Consider the following 22,368-nt stretch of genomic DNA (forward strand, 5'->3'; position numbering starts at 1 on the left):
TCCTATTGATAACCAGGGAACGGGAGCATTTTTTAGGGATAACTTACTAACGAATAGCCTTATACGCGTCGTTCGGCTATCTTCTCTACCTTGGCTTCGTCTTCGGCCACTTCTTCGCGCTGATCGCGGTTCTCGCGTTCAAATACCTGCATCAGTACAATGAAATACGAGAGCAGGAGCGGGCCAATGACCAGACCCAGAATCCCAAAAATAGGAACGCCCAATACAATACCGGCCAGGGTAACCAGCGGGTGAATGTCGCCCATTTGTTTGGCCAGTGCGATCCGGAGCAGGTTGTCGATATTGATGATGACCACGATGCCCACCACCAGAATACCGATACCCTGACCGGTATTGCCCTGCGAGAGCTGGATAAGGCCGGCCGGTCCCCAGACCAGGGGTGTGCCCAGCACCGGAATGAAGGCCATAAAAAAGGCGACGGTTCCCCAGAAGGGTGCGTCGGGTACGCCGAATATCCAGAGCGTTAGCCCGGTCAGTACGCCCTGCACCAAACTGACCAGAGCCTGGCCTAATACGTTGGCATTCACGTTGTTCTTAAGCGATTCGCCTAGTTCGCGCTGGGTGTCTCGCTTGAAAGGGAGGTACTTCTGCAGGCCTGTCTGAAAGGCCTCCTGCTGTACGAACATGAAGTAAAACGTAAAGAACATCAGGCCGATGATGACAATGAAATCAAGCGCCCCGCCCGCCAGCGAGGGGAGCAGCCGACTAACATAGCCCGCGCCCTGCTGAACGATCTGCCGTATGTTCTGCGGACTCGTAACGCGAAATCCGGTCAGTTCTTCGCCTTTGTGGATCAGGTTCAGGATGTCGTCGGCGTTCTGGCTGTAGTACTGAATCCGGCCGACCAGCATCAGGCTTAAGGTCAGAAACGGCATAATGATGACCACAAATGAAAAGAGTATCAGCAGGGCCGTAACGAGCTGCCGGTTCCATTTTCGTTTGTGAACCAGCGCCGTAAACCAGGGCCGAAAAACTACGTATAGGATGCCGGCGCCCAGAAAGGCCGATGCGTAGCCACGCAGCCCGGCAATGATGAAGCCCGCAATGATGATCAGACTCGTAATGAGCAGGATCCGCTGTTGTTTGGGAGTGTAAATTGTTGCCATTCGTTGGGCGGGAAGTAACCCGCTTTCATTGAGTATTTATTACGAGTTGTGACTCGCACTACATAAACAGCCGAACAGCCCTGTATTGTTTGAATCAACATGGGTTGATTAGCATTCCGTGGCACTCAGCGCCAGTCCAGCTTCGGAGGTTTCCTTGTATTTGGTCGACATATCGCGGCCGGTTGCTTTCATCACCTTGATCACGGCGTCGAGCGAGATCTTCTGCGACGACGGGGCGCCCGAGGTGGCCAGCAGATACGCGTTATACGCTTTTACGGCTCCCATGGCATTGCGCTCGATACAGGGTATCTGAACATAGCCGCCAATGGGGTCGCAGGTCATGCCGAGGTGGTGCTCAATGGCGATTTCGGCGGCCGCTTCAATGGCGCTGATGCTACCGTTGGGTTGAGCGCAGCGGGTCAGGAAGGCTGCCCCCATGGCCGAGGCCGTACCAATCTCGCCCATGCAACCCATCTCGGCACCGGAAATACTGGCGTTATGTTTCACCAGAAAACCAATGGCCGCAGCCGCCAGCATGCCGGCCCGGAGGGTAGCCCGGTCATAATGAAAATGGTGTTTGGCCAGAAAGGTTAGTCCCGGAATAACGCCCGAGGCCCCCGAGGTCGGGGCGGTAACAACAATACCCCCGGCTGCGTTTTCTTCGGAAGCGGCCAGGCAGTAGGCGTTCAGAAAAATCAGAAAGCTGTCTGAGGCATTGGCCATCGTTTTGGCCTGCTGGTACAACACCGGCGCTTTTCGGCTCAGCCGGATCGATCCGGGCAGTACGCCTTTGTGACGGAGCCCCCGCCGAACGGCCTTGTGCATAAATTCCAGCAACTGGTCGAGCCGCTGGTTTACTTCGGACCGGCTCCGGCTGGTCAGGGCCATTTCATTAGCCAGCAGGAGCGCATCGAGCGGTAGGGAATGCTGGGTAAGCTGCTGCTTCAGCTCGGTCATGGTGCCGTACGGATAGGGGACTGAAACCGTAGAGGGACTGATTTCCGGTTCACCCTTGCGGCTGATGAAGCCGCCCCCCACCGAATAATATTCTTCCTCGGCCAGCGTCTCGCTGCCCGCCGTCAGCCGAAGCACCATCGTATTGGCATAAGGAGAGTCGTACCGCTTGCGCTCAAAATGAATATGCTGCGGCCCCACCGGAATCAGCTGGTCGCCAACGGGTACTGGATACAGCGTAGTGGGGTCTTTCAGTAAGGCCAGGAGCGCGTCGGGGTCGGTGGTTTCCGGCTGCCAGCCGAGCAAGCCCGCCACAATGGCCCGGTCGGTACCATGGCCTTTGCCGGTGGCACTGAGCGATCCGTAGAGGTGAACATGAATGGCGTCGGGTACTGGCCGACCGGCTAACGCGCTGATCCGCTGCCGAAAATCGAAGGCCGCTTTCATCGGCCCGATGGTATGCGAACTGGATGGGCCCGGACCGACCTTGAACAGATCGAACACCGAGGTAGTAATCGGATTAGTCATGTTGATGGGTGTTGGCAAAATGACCGTTTATCGGTCTAAACCTCGAATCTGGCCAAGATACTCGGTTGGCAGCAAAATTCGTTGTACGGCCGATCGTAACCCCAGCGTATTCAGAATTTTATACAGTCCGATGGAATGGGTCAGGGCCGGGTTTTTGGGCAGGTCGAGCGGTTGCCGCACCTGTTCGGGCACCAGCATGCCCTGTACCTGCCGCAGCAGATCGTAACGCCAGTTGCCCAGCTGCTCGCGGTAACGCTGAAACAGCCGGTCGGTATACTCGCTACGGGTCAGGTCGCGGTTGAGGTGAACGAGCCGGTCGGTCTTCCAGTCGCTATACGAAGCGGGTAAATCCGGAACGTTCATGCCCGCGCCCACCGCCCGAAAGGTCGAGTAGAGTTCATTCCGTTCGGCGTCGGTCAGCGGACGGTGCAGGGTCTGGTAGGCCCGCTCCGAATAATCGATCAGCATATACAGTACGTTGCGGTAGGCCCAGTCGGGGATTTCGTAGCCGCGTTTCTTCTCCACGCCCCCGTGGATGGCGCCCATGCGGGTAATGGCCTGCCGGGCCTGTGCCTCGGGCGCAAACACGATTTCCTGCGCGTAGCGAACGGTCGAGAACAAACGGGCAATTGGGTCGGCGGGGAGCTTGCCGGTAAAAAACAGCCAGTCAACGGCCCGGTTCAGGGCAAACTCAGCGGCCGATCCAGCAAAGACCAGCAGAATTACATCGGCATCGCCCCAAATCTGCCGGACAATGGAGCCGGGTTGAACAAAGTATCTCATCAGACGTCATCAGTGCGCTTATAACGCTAAGACAACGAATTCGACGCGTCGGTTCTTTCGTTTATTTTCTTCGGTGTCGTTAGGCGCGGCCGGGCGGGCGTCGCCATAGCCATTAATCCGAAGTCTTTCTTCAGCAATACCGCTGCGAATGAGGTAGCTCCGGATAACTTTCACCCGGTTTTCCGACAGGGCCTGGTTGAGCCTTCGGTCGCCAACGTTGTCAGTATGGCCCACAATTTCGATAACCAGCTTAGGCGTAGTGGCCAGGGTTTTAACCAGTTTGTCGAGCTGCGGATACGATTCGGGGCGCAGGACATAACTACCCTGGTCGAAGTAAATATTGTCGAGCCGGAACGCCTGGTTTACTTGCAGGTTTCTGAAAACGCTGTCAGCTCTGGTATCTTTTTCCAGCAGGATGGTATACGCGTAATTCGGGCAGGTATCGCAGGTGACCACCATCACCTCTTCGGCCTCCAGGTAGCCCGGCGATTTAGCAATTACCGTCAGCGTATCCGTACGGGTCATGATGAACATGAACCCGCCGGGGGGCTTCGATGTGCCCTCCCATTTCTTTTTGGCCCGCCGGGCTGCAATCCTGAACTGGGTGGGCAGTTCAGCAAAGGTCTTGTCATCAACGGCCTTGATGACAAACTCCGTCCGTTGGGTCTTTACGAGGGCCGGAGCCTGGCCTGCCGCAAGCCCGGCATACAGCCAGCCGATAACAACTAAAAATAGGAAGCGCATGATGTATGGGTAGGAATCAACGCTAACGCCCGCAAATTAAGTGCCGTTATTGCTTCGGCTCGACCCATAAAATGCCTAGTACCAGAATAAAAGCCGCCAGCCATACCCAGCCAGGGATGGTTTCGCTAATGGTCGGGGAATTTGCCCCCGTACCCGCCGACGAACCTGCATGAGCCAGCATGAACTGGCGAACCCGCGCCCGGCTACCGACCGGATCACCGGGAACCGGCTCTCTGACAAACAGGGCCAGTGAGTCGGAAACGGGTTGCCAGCCCGCCACGGTGGGCCTGTAGTCGCCCTGTACTGACCGGTTGTTGAGCGGAGCCGTCGCGAGCCGGATCGTATCGGGACCGGCCTGCAGGACGCTGAGTGGTCGGCTCGTGTTGTTAAGCTGAATTGGTTCGGCAATCCCCCGGATCAGGGGCGCATCGGCCTGGAGCTGGGTTTCGTTGGTGGGGTAGGTCAGCGCCAGAATTGCCGTCCAGATGCGGGTGTAGGTCAGGCTGTCGCCACTGAGAGCCAGAGGAAATGTGTCGCTGAGCAGGCTTGCCGCCACACGGGCGGGCGGACTCTGGGCCGATGCGCCCCGGGCTGTGATGCGTTGTGCCGCCACGGGATAGCCTGTTGCCGACGATTGATTTACGGCCTCGGCAAATCGGTAGGGCAGGGCGGTCAGTCCATCGCTTACCGGTACGGTTGGCTCCGTCGCGATCCGGCGAACCTGCCAGCGGCTGCCCAGCGCCTGATTGATGGTTCGGCAATCGGTTTCGGGGTTAGTCAGGTTAATGAACAGCACCGCCCGCCCGTCGGCTGCGGCTTTTCGGACCGCTGCGCTGCCTGCATTTGACGGGTCGGTAACGATGAGGTCGGCCGGGGCGGTTGATGCGGTGGCATTGATCCGTACGTCGCTGCTGATGTTTTTGGAAAGGGTAGCGGTTAGCTGCACCGAGTGCCCGTGCCGTCCCAGCCAGTCGGCCAGGGTCTTGCTTTCAAAATCGGGACTGTTTTGCAAAAACTGCACCCGCAGCGGCTTGAGCGGGCGGCTGAAAAAATGAACACTGTCGATGGGAATACCCTTCAGCACCAGTTCGACCCGCGACCGGCCGCGGGCGAAGGCTGGAAACCGGAGCGAAAAAGAAGTTTCGCCTTTTGGAAGCATCAGACTGTCCAGCGTTTGATTCCCGTACCGGGCTGTCAGCATCTGTTTGCCCGATGAGTTGATCCGCCCTGTAATATGCTGCATTTCGCCCTGGCGAACAACGGCTTTCCAGTGGAGGTCCAGCGCCTGATCAGGGGCGTTGTAGGGCACCCATCGCAGGGCCGCCTGGCTCAGGCTGGCCAGCGTTCCGGTCGGAAAATCCTGGCCTACCAGCGTCACTGAATCGTAGCGGGGTTTGAAGCGGGCGCTTGTAAAGCTGGCCTTCAGGTGCAAGCTATCCCTGAGGTGTTGGGCAAAGGCGCCGGGGACGTCGTCACCAACCAGCAAGGCGTGGGAAGTCGGTTGGGCAGACGGCCAGGTCGGTTGTAGCACGAACGCCACGGCCAGCAGCCAGAGCAACCCATTCAGCCCCACCCGGAGCCATTTACGGCCCGGAGGCAGCGATTTGTTTCGGAAAAGCAGCACCATCTGTACCACCAGCATGACAAGCAGAGCCAGCAGCGTAGCGATGACCAATGGGTTGGTTACGGGAAGGGTTGTATGCATCGAAAAATAGCCAGGTTGTATGACCAGTTGGTTCGGTAGGCAGGTTTACAGATGCCGCCAGAACGCCCGTTCCAGGGCTGGACTGCTTTTATAGGCCGCTTCGGTCTGTTTGGTCGGATTGCTCAGCGCGTATAGTCTGGTTTTCAGACTCGTTTTCTCTGCGGCTGATAAGGGCTTTCCGCTGGTTAACTTCTGCAGGCTGGCCAGCACCGACCAGTTGGTCAGACCGCTGTTGAGGGTTCTGTCTGCGAGCGCATTACCGAGCTGCTGAACCGTGAACCGTTGTTGGACGGTCAGTTGCGGCTGGTCCAGATACCCCAGCACGTCGGCCACCATGGGTGCTATCTGTACCTGGCTGATGGTGCGGCTCTGTCGGTTGGTGGGGTCAACGTTCGTCAGCTCGCCCGTCAGGCGGGTTTCTTTTTCCTTGATGGGGGGCGGGTCGAACCCGGTTTTTTTGACGTACGAGCGGGCTTTTTGCTGCGAGAGCTTCAGAAACTCCAGGGCCTTGCGCTCAAAGGGCAACGCTTTCTCGGGTTCGTACAGGCGCAGGTGCAGTTCCGACTGCCACATATTCTCCAGCGCCATTTTCAGCAGCGACCGGGTCGACTGTTCATGAAAGGTGTTGGTCTCGGCATCGTCGTGCGAGTGGATGTACTGCTCCATCAGGGCCGCTACCGGGTCTTTATCATTGACGGCCGGGCCGCCCCCGTGGTTGTGTCCGGCGTGGTCATGTCCTTCGTGTCCGCCCGCCGGTGGCCCGCCATGCTCACCTTCGCCCTCGTCGTGCTTATGCATGTACTGCTGAATAGCGGCAAACCCGGCTACCGGATCGCCATCGCGGTCGGTCGGTAGCGCATCGCCCCCGCCAATCGATTTCTCGAATTCTTCGCCCAGGAACTGCCCGTACCGCAGCCGGAGGGCTTTCTGGTCGAAACCAATTTCGTTTGAACTGCTCTTGAAGATGTGCGTCGGGTTGGCGGGGTCAGGCATCCGTTTGCGCGTGGCGATGAGTTTCTCCGTATCGATGATGATTTGCCGCTGGCTCCTGAAGTACTCGGGCATGATGTTAACGGCCATGGTAGCCAGCTCGCTCTCCTCCAGCTTTGTGGTGTCTTTGTAAACCACAAAGTAGGTATCTGACTTGGTAAAGTTCGGCTCCGGCTGGCGGTTGTCGAAGGCGGCCCAGTAGTAATACAGCTCATCCCCGGGGGTAAACTGCAGGGCGTTCAGATCCAGGGTTTTTGTAAGTTTCGTTTCGCGGAAGTTCCTGGGCTCCAGCGGCATTCGCATCTCCCGGAACTTGACGTTCTCGCCCGACCCCCGCGCCACCGTTGCTACAATAAAGGCCTGCGATACGCTGAAGTCGTCAGAGATTGTTGCCGAAATGGTCAGCGTTTTAGGGTCTTTGAGGAGATGGAACGTGTATAGTTCTTTCGACACGGGCTCAATTTTCGGGGCCAGGTCGGGCTGGGCTTCGAGCCGGAAAAAGTCGGACTGGTACACCAGCGAGTCGGTTGTTTTGCCCCGATGACTGGTTCGCCAGTAGGCTTTAAGGGCGTAAAGCCCCGAATTAACCAGCCGATCCTGGTGTACGAAACCACTGGCCGACGCCTGAAACGGGATCTCCTGCCCCCGGCTGTTGACCAGCCGAACCGATACGTTTTCCGAAGGGCTGAACTGAACCCGCCAGGTCAGTTCGGAGCCGACAATAGCCGACGCGTTGAGGTTGGCCGACCGCCGAAGGGGCAGGCGGGTGTAGGCCGGAGGCTGCACCTGAAGCTCGGCCGATTGGAAGACGGGCGGCTCGGGTGAGCGGTCGGCGGGTTGTTGCCGGGCCAGGGTAAACCCTTTCGCCCCCGGTCCCGGCGACTTCGGCTGTCGGAGCAGCGGATAGCCCGCGTATACGGCCAGCGCAGCCAGCAGAAAGCCGACATACAAACCGCTATTGCCAAGCACCACGCCCGGTACCCGAACATCCCGAACGCGTTCGGCCAGGCGTTCGAGCTGAAGCTGTTCGGCCAGGTTGAGCTGCGTCTTTTCGAGCAGGGGCAGGCTGTATTCAACGTCGCCAACGGTCTGGTGAATCAGCTGGACGGCCTGGGGTTTTTTATCCTGATACAAGCGGGTGAGCCAGGCCCCCAGGCCCAGCCCCGCCAAACCAGCCAGAAAAGACCAGGGCGAGGGGCCCGTCAGGGTTGCCACCAGCAGCCAGGCGGCTACACCCAGCAACAGACTTCTGAGCAGCGCATTGGCGTAGAGCCGGTACGTAACCGACGATAAAGCGCGTTGGAGTTCGGTCATGCGTTTTTGGTCAGCGCTATCCAGCGTTCGAGTATCAATAAAACGATCAGGAACAGGGTCAGCGCGTGTTGCAGGCCAGCCTGTTGTACGGGGTCGGGTTTGGCCGTGGGCACGAAGAGTGCCTGCAGTGCTGACTGGCTGAGCGGAGCCCGGTTGTCGAGCAGACCGAGATGCCGGATCAGCTGATTACCCAGCCATTCGGGCAACTGGCCACTGGCCACTAGCTCTGACGTTGGGGGTGTCAGACTCTCGTTAGTAAATACCACATTATCGGAGGGAACCGTTTGAGCTACTCCCGATACGACATACAGGGTTTGCGGGTTCGGCCGGAGAGGGGACCGGTTGGTCAACACCCAGTCGTAAACCGTTCCTGGTGCGGCTTTTTCATCGATCGTGAAAGCCAGCGCGTATACATCCGTCAGTGCCTGCAACGCGGCCCGAACCGTTTGCCGCTGTAGCTTGTCGGGGTAGTCGAGCAGTACCCGCAGGCTGCCGGATCGAGTTGGTGCCGACTGAAGGGAAAGTGACGGGTCGGGCGCGGTGGTGGTGGTCAGTGCCCCCGCCCGGTTAACCAGTAGTTTTTTCGAGTTGCCGAGGTTCAGAAACGCGCGTGGCTGTACCGACGAATCAACCACCGTATGGAGCCGATACCGGACCGGAACCGAAATGGCGGGTACATCAGCCAGCCTGGGGTCGTTGACCAGATACAGATGCAGCTCGGTATTCGTATGGGGTAGCTGGTCGATAGCGGTCTGAAGGGTGAGGCCGCTCCATGAACCAGACGAACGAGTAGGCCCGTCGGTGGTTGTCTGGTCAGGCGGTGTACCGATTTCGTTCATTAACTCCGGTTGACGGGTGGCCCAGTATACTTGTTCGCCCTGGCGACGGGCTTCGGCCAGCTCGAACAGAAAATTGGTAGTGAGCCGGTTACTGGGCTGAACGAGGTGAATGCGCTGAACGGTTTTGTCGGTGGTCACCCTCCTGAGCAGGGGCTGGGCCAGCAGAGTCGCCAGCAGCAGGAGCAGCACGCAGCGTACGAGCAGCAGCCAGCGGTTGTCGAGCCGCAATCCCCGACTTTGTTGCTGGTCGCGTTCGGTGAGCCAGCGGGTGGCAGCCCAGGGCAGGGGCGTTCCGCGCTTCTGGTGCCAGAAGTGAATCGCGATGGGAATGGCAATGGCCAGAGCCCCCCACAGCAAAGCCGGTTCTATAAACGACATAACTAACGCAGCAAAAAGGTTTTCAATACCAGCGCAATCGGCTCGCTCAGCCGCACCCGGATGAGCCGGACGTGCGGAATCCGCAGGGCTTCATCCAGCCTGGCCAGATAGTCCGATGCCCGTTGCCGAACTTCGTCGCGCACTGCTTCGGCCTGTAGTTCAAGCTCCTGGCCAGTTTCCAGATCCTGAAATCGATAGAACCCGCTCAGGTCGAAGGCTAGTTCAGTATCGCCCAGCAGCTGAAAAATAACGATCTCCCGACGTGGCCCGGCTATGTTCCGGATCAGATTCAGCCACTCGTCGCCCACCTGCAAAAAGTCCGATGCCATAATAAGCAGTTCGCTTTGTTTCCGGCTAAACTCCGGGAAGCTGGTGCTGTCACTTTGCCAGGACCCCGCGGCCTGAGCCGACTCCAGCGTAGCTACTACCTTCTGAAAAGACGATTTGCCAGCGCCTACCATTAGCTGAACAGTGCCGTTCTGTAACCCGTACAGGCTCAGCTGATCGCCCTGTCGGTTCCCAATGTAAGCCAGCGAAGCCAGCAAAATCTTGGCATAAGCCAGCCGGTTCACGCCCGCTTCGGTATAATTCATCGAGCCCGACAGGTCGAGCAGCAATCGAATATGCTGGTTACTCTCGGTAGACGATTCCCGGATGAGATGATGGCCGGTCTGGGCAAACCGTTTCCAGTCGATCCGTTTCGGATCATCGCCGGGTACGTAATGCCGAAACTGCTCAAACTCGGTTCCCACCCCCGACCGGCGGCTGGCCTGGATACCAAGCAGCAGCTCATCGCTGACCAGCTTGCCGGCCAGCTGTAGGTTGTTGAGTTTGATGAGGTCGGTACTGAGCATGTTATTCGTTTTCAGAGTTGAGATCACGGTAGGACGTTACCAGCGCCCTCACTTCACCGCTTTCAGCAGTTCATCGATGACCCGATCGGTCGTGATGCCTTCGGCGTCGGCGCGGAAGTTAAGAGCGATTCGGTGCCGCAGGATCGGGAAGGCCAGCGCCCGGATATCGTCGGGGGTTACCGAGAATCGTTCGTTCAGCACGGCCCGGGCTTTGGCACAGAGTACAAGCGCCTGCCCCGCCCGTGGCCCCGCGCCCCACTCGACCCACTGTTTAACGAACGCTACCGATGAATCGGCCGGCCTCGAAGCCCGCACAATCCGGTTGATCAGGCTGATCAGTTCGTCGCTGATGTGAACCTGGCGGGTCAGTTTCTGGAGGTCGAGGATATCCTGATCGGTTAGGATCGTTTGCAGGTCGGCGCGGCTGGTTCCGGTCGTGCTGCGGAGAACCTCCAGTTCTTCGCGTTCGGAGGGGTAGCTGAGCTTGATGTACAGCAAAAACCGGTCGAGCTGGGCTTCGGGCAGGGGGTAGGTACCCGCCTGTTCGATCGGGTTTTGTGTAGCAATGATCAGGAACGGCTTCGGCAGCGGGTAGTCGGTGCCGCCGTAGGTAACCTTGTACTCCTGCATGGCCTCGAGCATGGCCGCCTGCGTCTTGGGCGGAGTCCGGTTGATTTCGTCGGCCAGTACCACATTGGCGAAAATAGGCCCCTGGTTGAACTGGAAGAACTTCTTGCCCGTATTGTGGTCTTCTTCCAGCACTTCGGTACCTACGATGTCGCCCGGCATGAGGTCGGGTGTGAACTGAATGCGTTTAAAGCGCATAGCCAGCGCATCGGCCATGGTGCGGACCATAAGCGTTTTGGCCAGGCCTGGTACCCCTTCGAGCAGACAGTGGCCACCCGCCAGTAAGGCCGTCAGGACTTCGTTGACGGCGTCCTGCTGCCCGATGATGACCTTGCCAATCTCAGCCTTCAGCAGCGGAAGCTTGGCCACCAGGGCTTTGTAGTGTTGTGTTTCCAAAATAGTCAGGTTGTATAGAAGGGTACACAGATAGCAATTAAGTGCCTGAAATTCGCCGGGACTCCGTGTCTTTTCTCTGCGAATTCTGACTTGGTTCGGTATCAGGCCGTCAACGCATACGTCACGATATTGACACCGAACTTGGTATTGTCTTCGGCCAGAAACCGTTTGTTTCTAAAGTCATAGTCCCACTCGCAGCCGTAATCTTTGTTGCTATACAGCACCCCAATCCGACCGTTGACGATAATGGCTTTCAGGTAATCATGAACGAGGTCATCGCCCCAGCCATTCAGCTCGAACGAGGTCGTTGGCGGCCCCTCCGGAAATTTGAAAAAACAGGTGTAGATCGGGTGGGTGTTAGGAATCTTCTGCAACGCTTTCGGCCCAAACGTACGCTCCATTTCCTGCTCGAATGACTTGGCAAACAGCCCGTCGATGTCATGGTTACAGTCATCGACGAAGACGAAGCCACCATTCTGCACATACCGCTTGAAATAGTCCCGCTCGGTGCCCGAAAATTCGACCAGCTTATGCCCACTGAGGTAACAAAATGGACTTTTAAACAGGTCGGGGCTGTTGAGTCGCACCACACGCTCTTTCTGGTCGACGGGCAAAGTGGTATACTCAACCAGGGAATGCAGCAGATTGGTTGGCATTCGCTGATCGGTATCCCAGTCGCCGGAGGTGTATTGAATGCGGGTGAAAACGAATGGTTTCAAAATAAGCAGTTGAGTAAGCCGGCTATACCGGCGCGGGTCATACTATACTAACGCGGGTTTGGTGGATATACCATCAGCCAAGTGGTTTTTTCATGATCAGATCGTCCATCATGAAGCCATTGCCAATGTCGATGGTCTCCGAACCCGCTACTGAAAATCCCAGTCGTTCATAAAAGCCAACGGCTTTATTGAACCGGTTTACGTTCAGGGAAAGGGCCTCGTCACCGACCTGTCGGGCCGCATCGGCTACCGCACCGACCAGCGCGTTGCCTACGCCTTTGCCCTGGCTTTCAGGCACGATATACAACTTATGAATCTTCGTGACGGACTGATGCCGATAGGTCAGTTCGTACGAAACGTACCCCAGAAAGGTATCCTGTCCAGTTTCCTGCGCCAGCAAAAACACATGCTTCTGCTCGTGTACCTGCGCCCGGAGGGCCATCGGACTGTACATCATCTCCAGCATGTACTGAATCTGCTCTTCCGTCAGAATTTGCCCGAACGTTCCGGGCCAGGTTCGGTAGGCCATGTCGCGGATTACGGGCAAATGATCGTCGGTAGCTGGTATAATTGTAAGCATCTTCTGTGCAGAAACAGCGGACTACTGATCGAGCAGCCGTCTGTGATAATTGATTTGCCCCAGGTGGTAACCCAGGTGGGTGGCCAGATGAATCAGCAGAAAACCGGTGGTGGTTGGCTCGTTCAGCACCACGATCGGATACGCCTGCTCCAGCTGCTGATCATCGAGCTGGCGAAGGGTCTGCTCAACAACAGTTATCGTCTGCTCAACCTGGTTGATCAGCACCGCTTTGGAAATCCCCTTGAGAGCGAACTCAGCCGGGCGGTCGCGTACGTATCCGGTTTTGCCGAGTTCGGCGCCGATATAGGTATTCAGATTGCCCACCAGATGCAGACAGAGATTACCTGCCGAGTTGGGAATCTGACCATCGACCGCCCAGATTTGCTCTTCGGATTGATAGGCGTCAATCTCGTTTCTGAGTCGTTCGAGGTCCCGGCGAAACAGCGCCTGTAGGGTATCCAGAGCCATGCGGTAGTCGATAAAATAGCCATCGGATGGGGGCCACCCGATGGCTATGGATGGTTATACGGCGTCTGACAGGCTGGTAAAGGTAAACTCCCGGATCTTCATGGGTGGAATCAGGTAGTTCTGATCCGACTCCGTGCTGACCACGCGCTCTGGCTTGCCCAGGGCTTCGAGGTTGTTGAGCATGATGATCGGGCTTTCGTTGAATCGGAAGTTCTTGACCGGATGCTTGATTTTACCATTCTCGATATAGAACGTACCGTCGCGGGTGAGGCCCGTCAGCAGAATCGTTTGCGGATCAACCTCGCGGATATACCAGAGTTTGGTGACCAGAATACCCCGCTGGGTGCTCTTGATCATATCGTCGAGCGAGGAGTTACCGCCCATCATGATCACATTGTTGGGGCCTGGCAGCGGTTTTTTACCTTGCTTCTGAGCCCAGTACCGTGAGTACGACAGGTTCTTGACGACCCCTTTTTCAATCCACATGGTTTTCTGCTGGGCCTGCCCGTCACCCGACCAGGGCGACGCGGGTAGTTCAGCATTGGTCGGGTCCGAATAAATCGTGACGCGCTCGTCGACAATCTTGTCGCCAAGTCGGCTTTTACCACCTGACTTACTGAAGTAGGACCGACCTTCATCAGCCGACCGGGCGTCCATGTTGAAGAATACGTTTTCCAGAAGTACCACCGCAGCGGTGGGTTCCAGAATGACGGTGTACTTACCCGGTTCGATGGCTCTGGCTTCGGCCGAGCCCCGCGCTTTCTGGATGGCGATGTTGGTAGCAGCCGCCGTATCGAGCTTGGTGATGTCGCTATAGCCCCTGGCCACGTAGCCCGATCCCTTACCGTCTTCGGTACGGACGGTTAGTGAGAAGTTGACATTGGTGCTGGGGTAGTAGGCAAACAACCCTTTAGAGTTCATCATGGCCGAATAGCCATGACGATCTTCCATAAACCCGGCGGCCGTCAGCTTGGCGTCGCGGGTTAGCTGCAGACTTTTAGCAACGGCTTCGGCCCGGGTGTCGGGGGTGATGTTGGCAGTCGTATCGAAGAAACCGTTCGCTTTTAGGTACGTCTGTGGCCCCAGTACGCCCATGTATTCGGGGTTTTCGGGTGCCAGCCGCGCGAGTTCTTCGGCCCGACGAACCACTTTTTCGAGCGAGGCATCGTCGAACTCGTCGATGGTAGCGGTGCCCACTTTTTTGCCGAACGACGACTGAACAACCAGGTTCTGGTTGGTGAGCGAGCCGCTGGTGCTGACCTCGTTGCGGGCATAGCGGACGTTACCGCGTTCTTCGCCCGACAGGTTTACTTCGCACTCGTCGGCTTTGGAGTAACTCAGGACTTTTTGAAGCAGTGTTTTCGCTTCTGCCTCGGTGAGTATAGTTGCCATGGTAGGTTTGCGGCTAAACGAACTTAAATCTTCCGTGCAGTATTGATCACATTGACGCCATTGAACCGGGTCGTGCTGCTTCCGTGCGACACGGCGCTCGACTGCGGAGGCTGCCCTTTGCCGTCGAAGAACGAACCGCCCAGCCGGTAATCTTTCTCATCGCAGACGGCTGCGCAGGAGTTCCAGAACTCCTGGGTGTTCGACTGATAGGCCACGTCTTTGAGCATACCGGCAATCTCGCCGTTCTTGATTTCGTAGAACAGCTGCCCGCCAAACTGGAAGTTGTACCGCTGCTGATCAATGCTGAACGAGCCGTCGCCGATGATGTAAATGCCCTTTTTCACATCTTTGATCATCTGCTGCACCGACAGGGGCGTTTTCCCAGCTGCCAGCGATACGTTCGCCATCCGCTGAAACTGAACGGAACTCCAGCTGTCGGCATAGCAGCAGCCCTGCGACTCGTTCTCGCCGATGATATGAACCTGATCGCGGATGGCCTGGTAGTTAACCAGGGTGCCGTCTTTCACCAGGTCCCACTGTTTACATTTTACGCCTTCGTCGTCATACCCAACGGCGCCGAGCGAACCAACCTGAGTTTTATCGGCCACGAGATTAACGAGCTTACTGCCGTAGTTGAAATTCTTGCTTTTCCACTTATCGAGGGTAGCGAAGCTGGTACCGGCAAAATTGGCTTCGTAGCCCAGCACGCGGTCGAGTTCGAGGGGGTGGCCTACGGATTCGTGGATGGTCAGCCAGAGGTGCGACGGGTCCAGCACGAGGTCGTACTTACCCGCTTCGACCGACTTGGCCGCATGCTTGGCCCGCGCCTGCTTGGCCGCTGCCGTCACGTCTTCGAGCATGTCGTACCCTTTGTTATAGCGGGTCGTGATGCCCGTTACCTTGTCCGACGGGTTGGCCTGCAGGTACTCGTAACCCATGCCCATCGGTGCGCTGAGCGACTGCCGGGTTTCAAACTTGCCCGTTTTGGGGTCGATGGCGGTGACGGTAAACAGGGGCCACATGCGGTGAATGTCCTGGTCGGCATAGGTACCGTCGGTCGAGGCAAAATATTTCTGCTCGTTCACCATGAACAGCACTGAGTTAACGTAGTTGGCACCGTTTTTCAGGGCCGCCCCGTTCACCTCCATCAGCAGGTCGACCTTTTCTTTGATGGGCACTTCGAACGCGTTCTTGGTGATCGGCGCTTTCCAGCTTACCTCGCCATAGCCTTTCTGGGGCGCCAGCTGTACCGGCTCTTTCATCAGCCGGGCGTTGGCTTTGGCAATGGCAACGGCTTTTTCGGCGGCTTTGGCGGTATCGGCTTCGCTGCGGGCATCAACAACGGCGGCAAACCCCCAGCAACCGTCGGCAATAACCCGGACGCCTACCCCGTATGATTCGGTATTGACGATGTTCTGTACTTTGTCTTCACGGGTAACGACAAACTGGTTCAGGTACCGACCGATACGCACATCGGTATACGTAGCGCCCCGGCTCTTTGCCGCGTTCATGGCCGCATCGGCCAGGCGCTTTTTGGTGGCCACATCGACGCCTGTTTCGAGCAGGGCTTCCGGCGCAACAGTACGCGAAAAGGCAGGTAGGGAGGGGAGCATCAGCCCGGCTGTGCCCATACCTAGTATGTTGGTAAAGTCTCGACGATTCATAGGATACGTTTGGGATGGGAATACGGAATGGGTTCATGGTGTATGGCCGGCCAGGGTAGCAGCCATACACCATGAATGGGTTGAACTAAACGGCGTCAGACAGGGAGGTGAACGTAAAGTCGCGGATCTTCATGGGCGGAATCAGGTGGCCACCCGCCCGAACCGGTTTGCCCAGGGCTTCGAGGTTGTTGAGCATGATAACCGGACTTTCGTTGAACCGAAAATTCTTGACCGGGAACTTGATCTGGCCGTTTTCGATATAGAAGGTTCCGTCGCGGGTCAGGCCGGTATAGAGCAGCGTTTGCGGATCTACGGCGCGGATGTACCACAAACGCGTCACCAGAATTCCTTTGTCCGTACTCTTGATCAGATCGGCCAGCGACTGTGTGCCACCTGCCATGATGATACCCCCCGGCGACGGAATGGCTTTTACGCCTTTTTTGTCGGCCCAGTAGCGGGAGTAGTACATGTTTTTGACCACACCATTTTCGATCCAGGCAACCCTTTCCTGGGGGCGCCCATCGGAGCCACCCCCACCAAACCGGCCACCCCCTCCGCCGAACGGGCTAAGCGGGAGTTCGGCGTTCATGGGGTCGGTGATGATGTTGACGCGTTCGTCGAACAGTTTTTCACCGAGTCGGGTGCCGCCCCCTTTTTTGCTCAGGAACGACCGGCCTTCGTCGGCATTGCGGGCGTCCATACTGCCCATCATGTTCTGCAGCAGTTCGACCGAGGCTGTCGGCTCCAGAATAACGGTGTATTTGCCCGGCTCGAGCGCCCGCGCCGACGACGAGGCCAGGGCTTTCTGCATGGCTACTTCGGTGGCGGCTTTGGTGCTGAGTTTGCTCGTGTCATTCACGTCGCGGGCGGCATAGCCGGAACCCAGCCCGTCGGCAGTGCGAACAGTGATGGAGAATTCGACCCCTGTCGAGCGGTTGTAGCCAAACAGCCCTTTGCTGTTGCCGATGGCCGAGAACCCCGTTGAATCTTCGAGGTAACCGGCAGCTGTCAGGTTCTTCTGGCGGCAGGGGTCGATACTATCGAACGCGGCTTTGGCGCGGTATTCGGGGTCTATTTTAGCCGTGCTTTCGGCGTAGGTATTCGTGTCCAGGTATTTCTGGGGGCCGAGCATCGGCATGTACTCCGGGTTCTCGGGCGCCAGGCGGGCAATTTCTTCGGCCCGACGAACCGTTTTCTCGAGCGAGGCATCGTCGAACTCGTTGATGGTAGCGGTACCGGACCGTTTGCCATAAACAGCGGTGATAGCCAGGCTCATATTGTCCGACTCCCCGGAGGTCGATACCGAGTTGCGGGCGTATCGGATGTTGCCCGTTCGGCCACCCGACAGGCTGACAGCGGTCTCGTCGGCTTTCGCGTACGAGAGAACCTTGTCGATAATTTTTTTGGCTTCTTCTCTGGTTAGCATTGTCTCTTGAAGGTTGTTCTTACACGTTTAGGCAGCGGCTTACCACGCCGGACGATCGATGCCGCGCGGAATCTGATCATTGGGAGGAGCAGCCTGTGCGGGTTAAATCTTCCGGCCGGTATTGATGACGTTAACGCCGTTGAAGCGCGTCGTGGCCGACCCGTGCGAGACGGCGCTGACCTGGCTGGGTTGCCCCTTACCGTCGAAGAACGAGCCGAAGGTGCGGTAGTCGTCCTGATCGCAAAGCTGGGCGCAGGAGTTCCAGAATTCCTGGGTATTCGACTGGTAGGCGACATCATCGAGCATACCGACAATCTCGCCGTTCTTGATTTCGTAGAACAGCTGCCCGCCAAACTGGAAGTTGTACCGCTGCTGATCGATCGAGTATGAACCGCGGCCAATGATGTAGATGCCCTTGTCGACCCCTTTCACCATGTCGAATACCGAGCGTTTTTCGGACCCCGCTTGCAGCGAAACGTTCGGCATCCGCTGAAACTGTACCGAGTTCCAGTTGTCGGCGTAGCAGCAGCCGTGCGACTCGTTCTCGCCGATGATAGCCGCCTGATCCCTGATGGCCTGGTAGTTGACCAGGATGCCGTCTTTGATCAGATCCCACTGTTTGCAGGGAACGCCCTCATCGTCATACCCAACGGCCCCGAGCGAACCGACCTGGGTTTTATCAGCCACGATGTTGACCATTTTGCTGCCGTAATTGAAATTCTTGCTTTTCCACTTATCAAGGGTGGCGAAGCTGGTACCTGCGTAGTTGGCTTCATAACCCAGCACGCGGTCGAGCTCGGTAGGGTGCCCCACCGATTCATGGATAGTCAGGCCGAGGTGGTTCGGGTCGAGTACCAGGTCATACTTACCGGGCTGAACGGTTTTGGCCGTCAGTTTCTGCTTCACCTGTTTGGCCGCCAGGGTAGCATCTTCAACCATGTCGTACGAGTTGCGGTAGCCTACCAGACCGTAGGGCGCGGCAATCTTCTCGGAGGCCAGCCCGTCGAGGTATTCGTAGCCCATACCCATGGGGGAGGAGAGCGCATCGCGGGTTTTGAATTTCCCCGACGTGCGGTCAACGGCCGATACCGTAAACGTAGGCCAGATGCGATGCACATCCTGATCGATGTACGAGCCATCGGTCGAGGCAAAGTATTTCTGTTCGTTGACGAAGAACAGGTTGGAGGTGACGAAGGCCGCGCCATTCTTCATGGCTTCGCTGTTTACCTTCATGAGCAGATCGATTTTCTGCCCAACCGGAATCTCAAAGGCGTTTTTCTGGAGGGGCGTCTTCCAGGTTACGTCACCAACGCCTTTCTGGGGGGCCAGTTTAACCGGTTCGGTCTGCAGGCGGGAGTTGGCTTTGGCAATAGCAACGGCGGTTTCGGCGCAGCGGGCAATGGCTTCGGGCCGAACGTCGCTGGTGGCAGCAAATCCCCAGGTTCCGTTGGCGATTACCCGAATGCCGATGCCGTACGATTCGGCGTTGACAACGTTTTGTACTTTTTGCTCACGGGTAAAGAGAAACTGTTGCAGGTACCGACCAATGCGCACATCGGTATAGGTAGCTCCTTTACTTTTGGCAGCATTCAGCGCTACATCGGCCAGGCGCTTTTTAGTGGCCGCGTCGGCGCCTGGCTCAAGCAGGCGTTCGGGAGCAACCGTGTTGCCAAGAACCGGAATGCCGGCTACCATGAGGCCACCGATGCCCGCGCCGGACAACTGCATAAACTCTCGTCTTTTCATATTGACTGGTACTGGTTAGAGTTCCCGTTGATGATTGGGTTTCTTCAGCGAACTATTCGCAAACCGCGAATATGGTCAAAAAAGGCCGAATCCATGTGGTTAGTTGACTAATTTGTGATGAATGGTAGTCGCTTTTTGCCAATTATGCCAACGAATATTTGGCAAACCTTTGTTCGCCCTATTTCTTTACTATATAGTACAAAAGCAACCCGACGATGCCTGCAACACCCCAGCAACTGGAAGACTTTATTCAGGATGTGCTGATTAGTCTACATGCCAACATCCGCGATCTGGAAGAGAAACGAGCCTTCGCCGATCCGGAAGAGCATGCTTACATTGACGGGCGTCTGTTTAGCTACATCGAGATGCTGGCTATTTTGCGCGCTTCGGCCCGCGATACCGGCATTGACCCCGGCGCCATCGGTTTGTAACAAACGAACCAGCCCCGAGACGGTGTCACGGGGCTGGTTCGGTAAGCAGGCTACTGTCAGACGGGCTGACGCCCGGTTATTTCTTCGCCTTTTTGGGCTTGTCTTCCTTCTTGGGCTTGTCGGCTTTTTCAGCTTTGGGCGCCTTTTCGGCTTTGGGCGGTTTGCTGTCCGGTGCAGTCAGGCCTGTGCCGGCTACAGAGCCGCGTACAAATGTACCCCAGGTCAGGTTGTCTTTGCCAGTCTGTACACGACGGGCCCGCTCGATCGCCATGTTGGCCGCGGCTTCGACAACCCATTCAAAGTTGGCCTGACCAACCGAGTGAATGTCGGCGTCGGGGGCGGGGTTGCAGAAGTCGATAGCGATCGGAATGCCATCGCGAACGGCAAACTCAACCGTGTTGAAGTCGTAACCCAGGCCGTGGTTCAGTTTCAGTACGTAATCGGTCATGGTGGCCAGCAGCTTTTTGCCCGCATCGCCGGTGGTTTTCATCTCGGCTGCGTAGCGCAGATGGTGCGGATTTCGTGGCTCGTAAGGCATGATCCGGACGTCTTTGCCGCCAATGCAGTAGCACCGGAAATAATCGTCGAATTCGATGGCCTCCTGATAGAGCATGACCAACTGTCCCGTTTCATCGTAGGCCCGGAACATCTGCTCGGCATTATCGACCTTGTATACACTTTTCCAGCCACCACCCGCGTGGGGTTTCATGAATGCCGGAAACCCAATGTGGTCGAAAATGGCGTCCCAGTTCATGTGCTGAAGGTTGCGGAACGAATTATGGTTGGTATCGTCGGGGCGCTCTTTCGAGGGCAGCAGGATCGTTTTTGGCACGGGTACGCCGAGCTGTATTGCCAGCGCATTGTTGAAAAACTTCTCGTCGGCGGCCCACCAGAAAGGGTTGTTGATAACGGCGGTGCCGGTCAGTGCTGCGTTTTTCAGAAAGGCTTTGTAGAACGGTACGTCCTGCGAGATGCGGTCAATGATCACGGCATAGTCCGTGGCCACGCTCTGCTCGACCCGGTCGATGCTGACAAATTCGGCGGTAAACTCGTTTTGCTTTTCGTTGACGCGGTCGACAAAGGCCTGCGGGAACGTATTTTCCTGACCAAAAAGGATACCTATTTTTTTCATACGGACAAGACGGGGAACCCGCCTGGTTTAGCTTGGATTGAACGTGAGACAAGGAACGGCAGCGCCGTTTACTTCATAACATAGTTTTCAGATGATGTTCTAAATGGGCGACATAATCCTTGATTAGCCACCCCAGCGTCAGGGTATCGACGGTCGGGTTTTCGACACGGATCGGTTTGCTGAGTAGCTCAGCCGGTATTGCTTCGGCCACGTAAATAATCTGGGTATTAAGGCTGCTCCAGAGGCTTAGTAAATGCCCCAGTGGTAAGTCCTGATACCGGTTGGCGAGCACTAGTTCATCCTGCTGGTAGCCCTGAAGCTGGTAAGGACCGTCGGCCAGCGGAGCGTCCGTAAATCGCTTGAGATTGTTCAGCGCCGAGTCAATCAGATGCCCGAGTAGTTGTTTGCGGGACCATTTGCCGGGTAGATGGAAGGTCAGATCAGCCTCGGAGTAGTCGTGTAACCGTTCCGGTACCTGTACCAGATGCCTACGAAGCCGGTCAAGGGCTGGCTTAATTGGGCCGGTAGGCTGGGTGTAAGCGATCATGGGCCACGTTTGTTAGATCATACTCAGATAGCGCGGAAACTGATCTTTCCAGACGGGCCAGTCATGATCACCCCAGGGCGTGATGTCGAGCGTATGCTGGATGCCTTTACGATTCAGAATATCCGACATCTGGATGTTGCCGCTCTTGCAGAAATCATAGGCTGAGGTGCCCAGCACAATGTTCATGTGGTGAAACTCCGGGTTCTGGGCGTTGGGCATGAAATCGGGTGGGTTGTTAAAATAAACATTGTCGTCATAATACCCACCCAGAAACGACCGGATGTCAAAAGCCGCGCCCATGGAGAACAGATGCCCCACCTGATCCGGGTGCCGGAACGCAAAATTCAGCGCGTGATAGCCTCCGAAGCTGGCTCCCGCCACCCCTATTTTACGGACGTTGCATTCGCGCTGAACACCCGGCACGAACTCTTCACTTAGGAACCGGTCGTATAAAACGTGGTTCCAGATGCGGGTGCCGGGGTGCAGATGCCTGGCGTACCAGCTGTCCCGATCGATACTGTCGATGCAGTACAGTTTAACTTTGCCCGTTTCGACAAACCACCGTGCGGTTTCCGTCAGTCCGAAATCCTTGTATTCATAATAATGGCCCATGGAGGTAGGAAACAGCACAACGGGATAGCCCCAGTTGCCGTAAACCAGCATCTCTATGTCGCGGCCCAGGTGATGGGAGTACCACTTGCGATAGTCTTCGTGCACGGTGTTGGTTGATGTAGGGATCGGTAAAAATACGGGTCGAAATTAGCCAAATAGCTGGCATCGACAAAAACAGCCGCGCGTACGGGAAAATTAACAGCCTCGGCAACCCGCCCTGCCCGAATGGAACCCCTTGGATAAGGCGCTGGCGAAGGCCGGATAAGCGGACGGGCCGGGCTGCCTATTCATTGGTGAAACGCCGGGTCACCCAAAATTTTTTGGTCAGCATCGACCAGGAACTTATTTTGTCGGTCTAAAACAACGGGATGAGGGAAACGTAAAGCTGAGCGGTTCAGCGTATCCAGCCGTT

20 protein-coding genes are annotated in these 22,368 nt (G+C 56.8%); 1 reads left to right on the forward strand and 19 read right to left on the reverse strand.

The annotated features are described in order from the left end of the window. Window positions 1-59 precede the first annotated feature (59 nt). The 16 genes from FBR45_RS07700 to FBR45_RS07775 all read right to left on the reverse strand — a co-directional run bounded on the left by FBR45_RS07700 (window position 60) and on the right by FBR45_RS07775 (window position 19,234). Window positions 60-1,127, reverse strand: coding sequence for an AI-2E family transporter (locus tag FBR45_RS07700; RefSeq protein ID WP_138500842.1), 1,068 nt, complete (start codon window positions 1,125-1,127; stop codon window positions 60-62). 108 nt (window positions 1,128-1,235) lie between these two features. Continuing rightward, window positions 1,236-2,609, reverse strand: a complete 1,374-nt coding sequence (locus FBR45_RS07705) for an L-serine ammonia-lyase (protein WP_138500844.1) — start codon at window positions 2,607-2,609, stop codon at window positions 1,236-1,238. A gap of 27 nt (window positions 2,610-2,636) precedes the next feature. Next, window positions 2,637-3,392: an oxygenase MpaB family protein gene (locus FBR45_RS07710; RefSeq protein ID WP_138500846.1), complete on the reverse strand. Its 756-nt coding sequence runs from the start codon at window positions 3,390-3,392 to the stop codon at window positions 2,637-2,639. Window positions 3,393-3,410: 18 nt separating this feature from the next. Next, the gene (locus tag FBR45_RS07715; protein WP_138500848.1) at window positions 3,411-4,136 is read right to left on the reverse strand and encodes an OmpA family protein; all 726 of its coding nucleotides are present in this window, start codon (window positions 4,134-4,136) and stop codon (window positions 3,411-3,413) included. A 46-nt stretch (window positions 4,137-4,182) separates the two neighbouring features. Continuing rightward, a complete protein-coding gene (locus tag FBR45_RS07720) occupies window positions 4,183-5,841 on the reverse strand; it encodes a hypothetical protein (RefSeq protein ID WP_138500850.1) in 1,659 nt (552 codons plus the stop codon). Between the two features lie 45 nt (window positions 5,842-5,886). After that, complete coding sequence (locus FBR45_RS07725; protein ID WP_138500852.1) at window positions 5,887-8,145, reverse strand: DUF4175 domain-containing protein; 2,259 nt, start codon at window positions 8,143-8,145, stop codon at window positions 5,887-5,889. Continuing rightward, window positions 8,142-9,362, reverse strand: coding sequence for a BatA domain-containing protein (locus FBR45_RS07730; protein ID WP_138500854.1), 1,221 nt, complete (start codon window positions 9,360-9,362; stop codon window positions 8,142-8,144). The genes FBR45_RS07725 and FBR45_RS07730 overlap by 4 nt, the downstream gene beginning before the upstream one ends. 2 nt (window positions 9,363-9,364) lie before the next feature. Continuing rightward, on the reverse strand, window positions 9,365-10,216 hold the full coding sequence (locus FBR45_RS07735; protein WP_138500856.1) for a DUF58 domain-containing protein: 852 nt from the start codon (window positions 10,214-10,216) through the stop codon (window positions 9,365-9,367). A gap of 48 nt (window positions 10,217-10,264) precedes the next feature. Continuing rightward, entirely contained in the window at window positions 10,265-11,239 is a 975-nt protein-coding gene (locus tag FBR45_RS07740; RefSeq protein WP_138500858.1) for an AAA family ATPase, read from the reverse strand. Window positions 11,240-11,340: 101 nt separating this feature from the next. Next, window positions 11,341-11,958, reverse strand: a complete 618-nt coding sequence (locus FBR45_RS07745) for a DUF4159 domain-containing protein (protein WP_138500860.1) — start codon at window positions 11,956-11,958, stop codon at window positions 11,341-11,343. A 73-nt stretch (window positions 11,959-12,031) separates the two neighbouring features. After that, on the reverse strand, window positions 12,032-12,538 hold the full coding sequence (locus tag FBR45_RS07750) for a GNAT family N-acetyltransferase (RefSeq protein WP_138500862.1): 507 nt from the start codon (window positions 12,536-12,538) through the stop codon (window positions 12,032-12,034). 21 nt (window positions 12,539-12,559) lie between these two features. After that, on the reverse strand, window positions 12,560-13,006 hold the full coding sequence (locus tag FBR45_RS07755) for a DinB family protein (RefSeq protein WP_138500864.1): 447 nt from the start codon (window positions 13,004-13,006) through the stop codon (window positions 12,560-12,562). Between the two features lie 54 nt (window positions 13,007-13,060). Beyond that, window positions 13,061-14,398: a TldD/PmbA family protein gene (locus FBR45_RS07760; protein ID WP_138500866.1), complete on the reverse strand. Its 1,338-nt coding sequence runs from the start codon at window positions 14,396-14,398 to the stop codon at window positions 13,061-13,063. A gap of 23 nt (window positions 14,399-14,421) precedes the next feature. Beyond that, a complete protein-coding gene (locus tag FBR45_RS07765) occupies window positions 14,422-16,062 on the reverse strand; it encodes a TldD/PmbA family protein (RefSeq protein WP_138500868.1) in 1,641 nt (546 codons plus the stop codon). A gap of 85 nt (window positions 16,063-16,147) precedes the next feature. Next, window positions 16,148-17,488 (reverse strand): TldD/PmbA family protein, encoded by a 1,341-nt coding sequence (locus tag FBR45_RS07770; RefSeq protein WP_138500870.1) that lies wholly within the window; start codon window positions 17,486-17,488, stop codon window positions 16,148-16,150. Between the two features lie 102 nt (window positions 17,489-17,590). After that, complete coding sequence (locus tag FBR45_RS07775) at window positions 17,591-19,234, reverse strand: TldD/PmbA family protein (protein WP_138500872.1); 1,644 nt, start codon at window positions 19,232-19,234, stop codon at window positions 17,591-17,593. 215 nt (window positions 19,235-19,449) lie between these two features. On the opposite strand from FBR45_RS07775, the gene FBR45_RS07780 reads away from it, so the two are divergent. After that, a complete protein-coding gene (locus tag FBR45_RS07780; protein WP_138500874.1) occupies window positions 19,450-19,665 on the forward strand; it encodes a hypothetical protein in 216 nt (71 codons plus the stop codon). Window positions 19,666-19,741: 76 nt separating this feature from the next. On the opposite strand, the gene FBR45_RS07785 is transcribed toward FBR45_RS07780, so the two are convergent. The 3 genes from FBR45_RS07785 to FBR45_RS07795 form a co-directional block, all read right to left on the reverse strand. Continuing rightward, window positions 19,742-20,797, reverse strand: a complete 1,056-nt coding sequence (locus FBR45_RS07785) for an ATP-grasp domain-containing protein (protein WP_138500876.1) — start codon at window positions 20,795-20,797, stop codon at window positions 19,742-19,744. 73 nt (window positions 20,798-20,870) lie between these two features. Continuing rightward, window positions 20,871-21,344 carry a DinB family protein gene (locus FBR45_RS07790; protein ID WP_138500878.1) on the reverse strand — a complete coding sequence of 158 codons (474 nt, stop codon included), beginning with the start codon at window positions 21,342-21,344 and terminating at the stop codon, window positions 20,871-20,873. Between the two features lie 12 nt (window positions 21,345-21,356). Beyond that, window positions 21,357-22,061: an esterase family protein gene (locus tag FBR45_RS07795; RefSeq protein WP_138500880.1), complete on the reverse strand. Its 705-nt coding sequence runs from the start codon at window positions 22,059-22,061 to the stop codon at window positions 21,357-21,359. Between the last annotated feature and the right edge of the window lie 307 nt (window positions 22,062-22,368).

Origin of the sequence: Spirosoma lacussanchae (assembly GCF_005870035.1) — a bacterium.
In the GTDB taxonomy this organism is placed as follows: Bacteria; Bacteroidota; Bacteroidia; order Cytophagales; family Spirosomataceae; genus Spirosoma; species Spirosoma lacussanchae.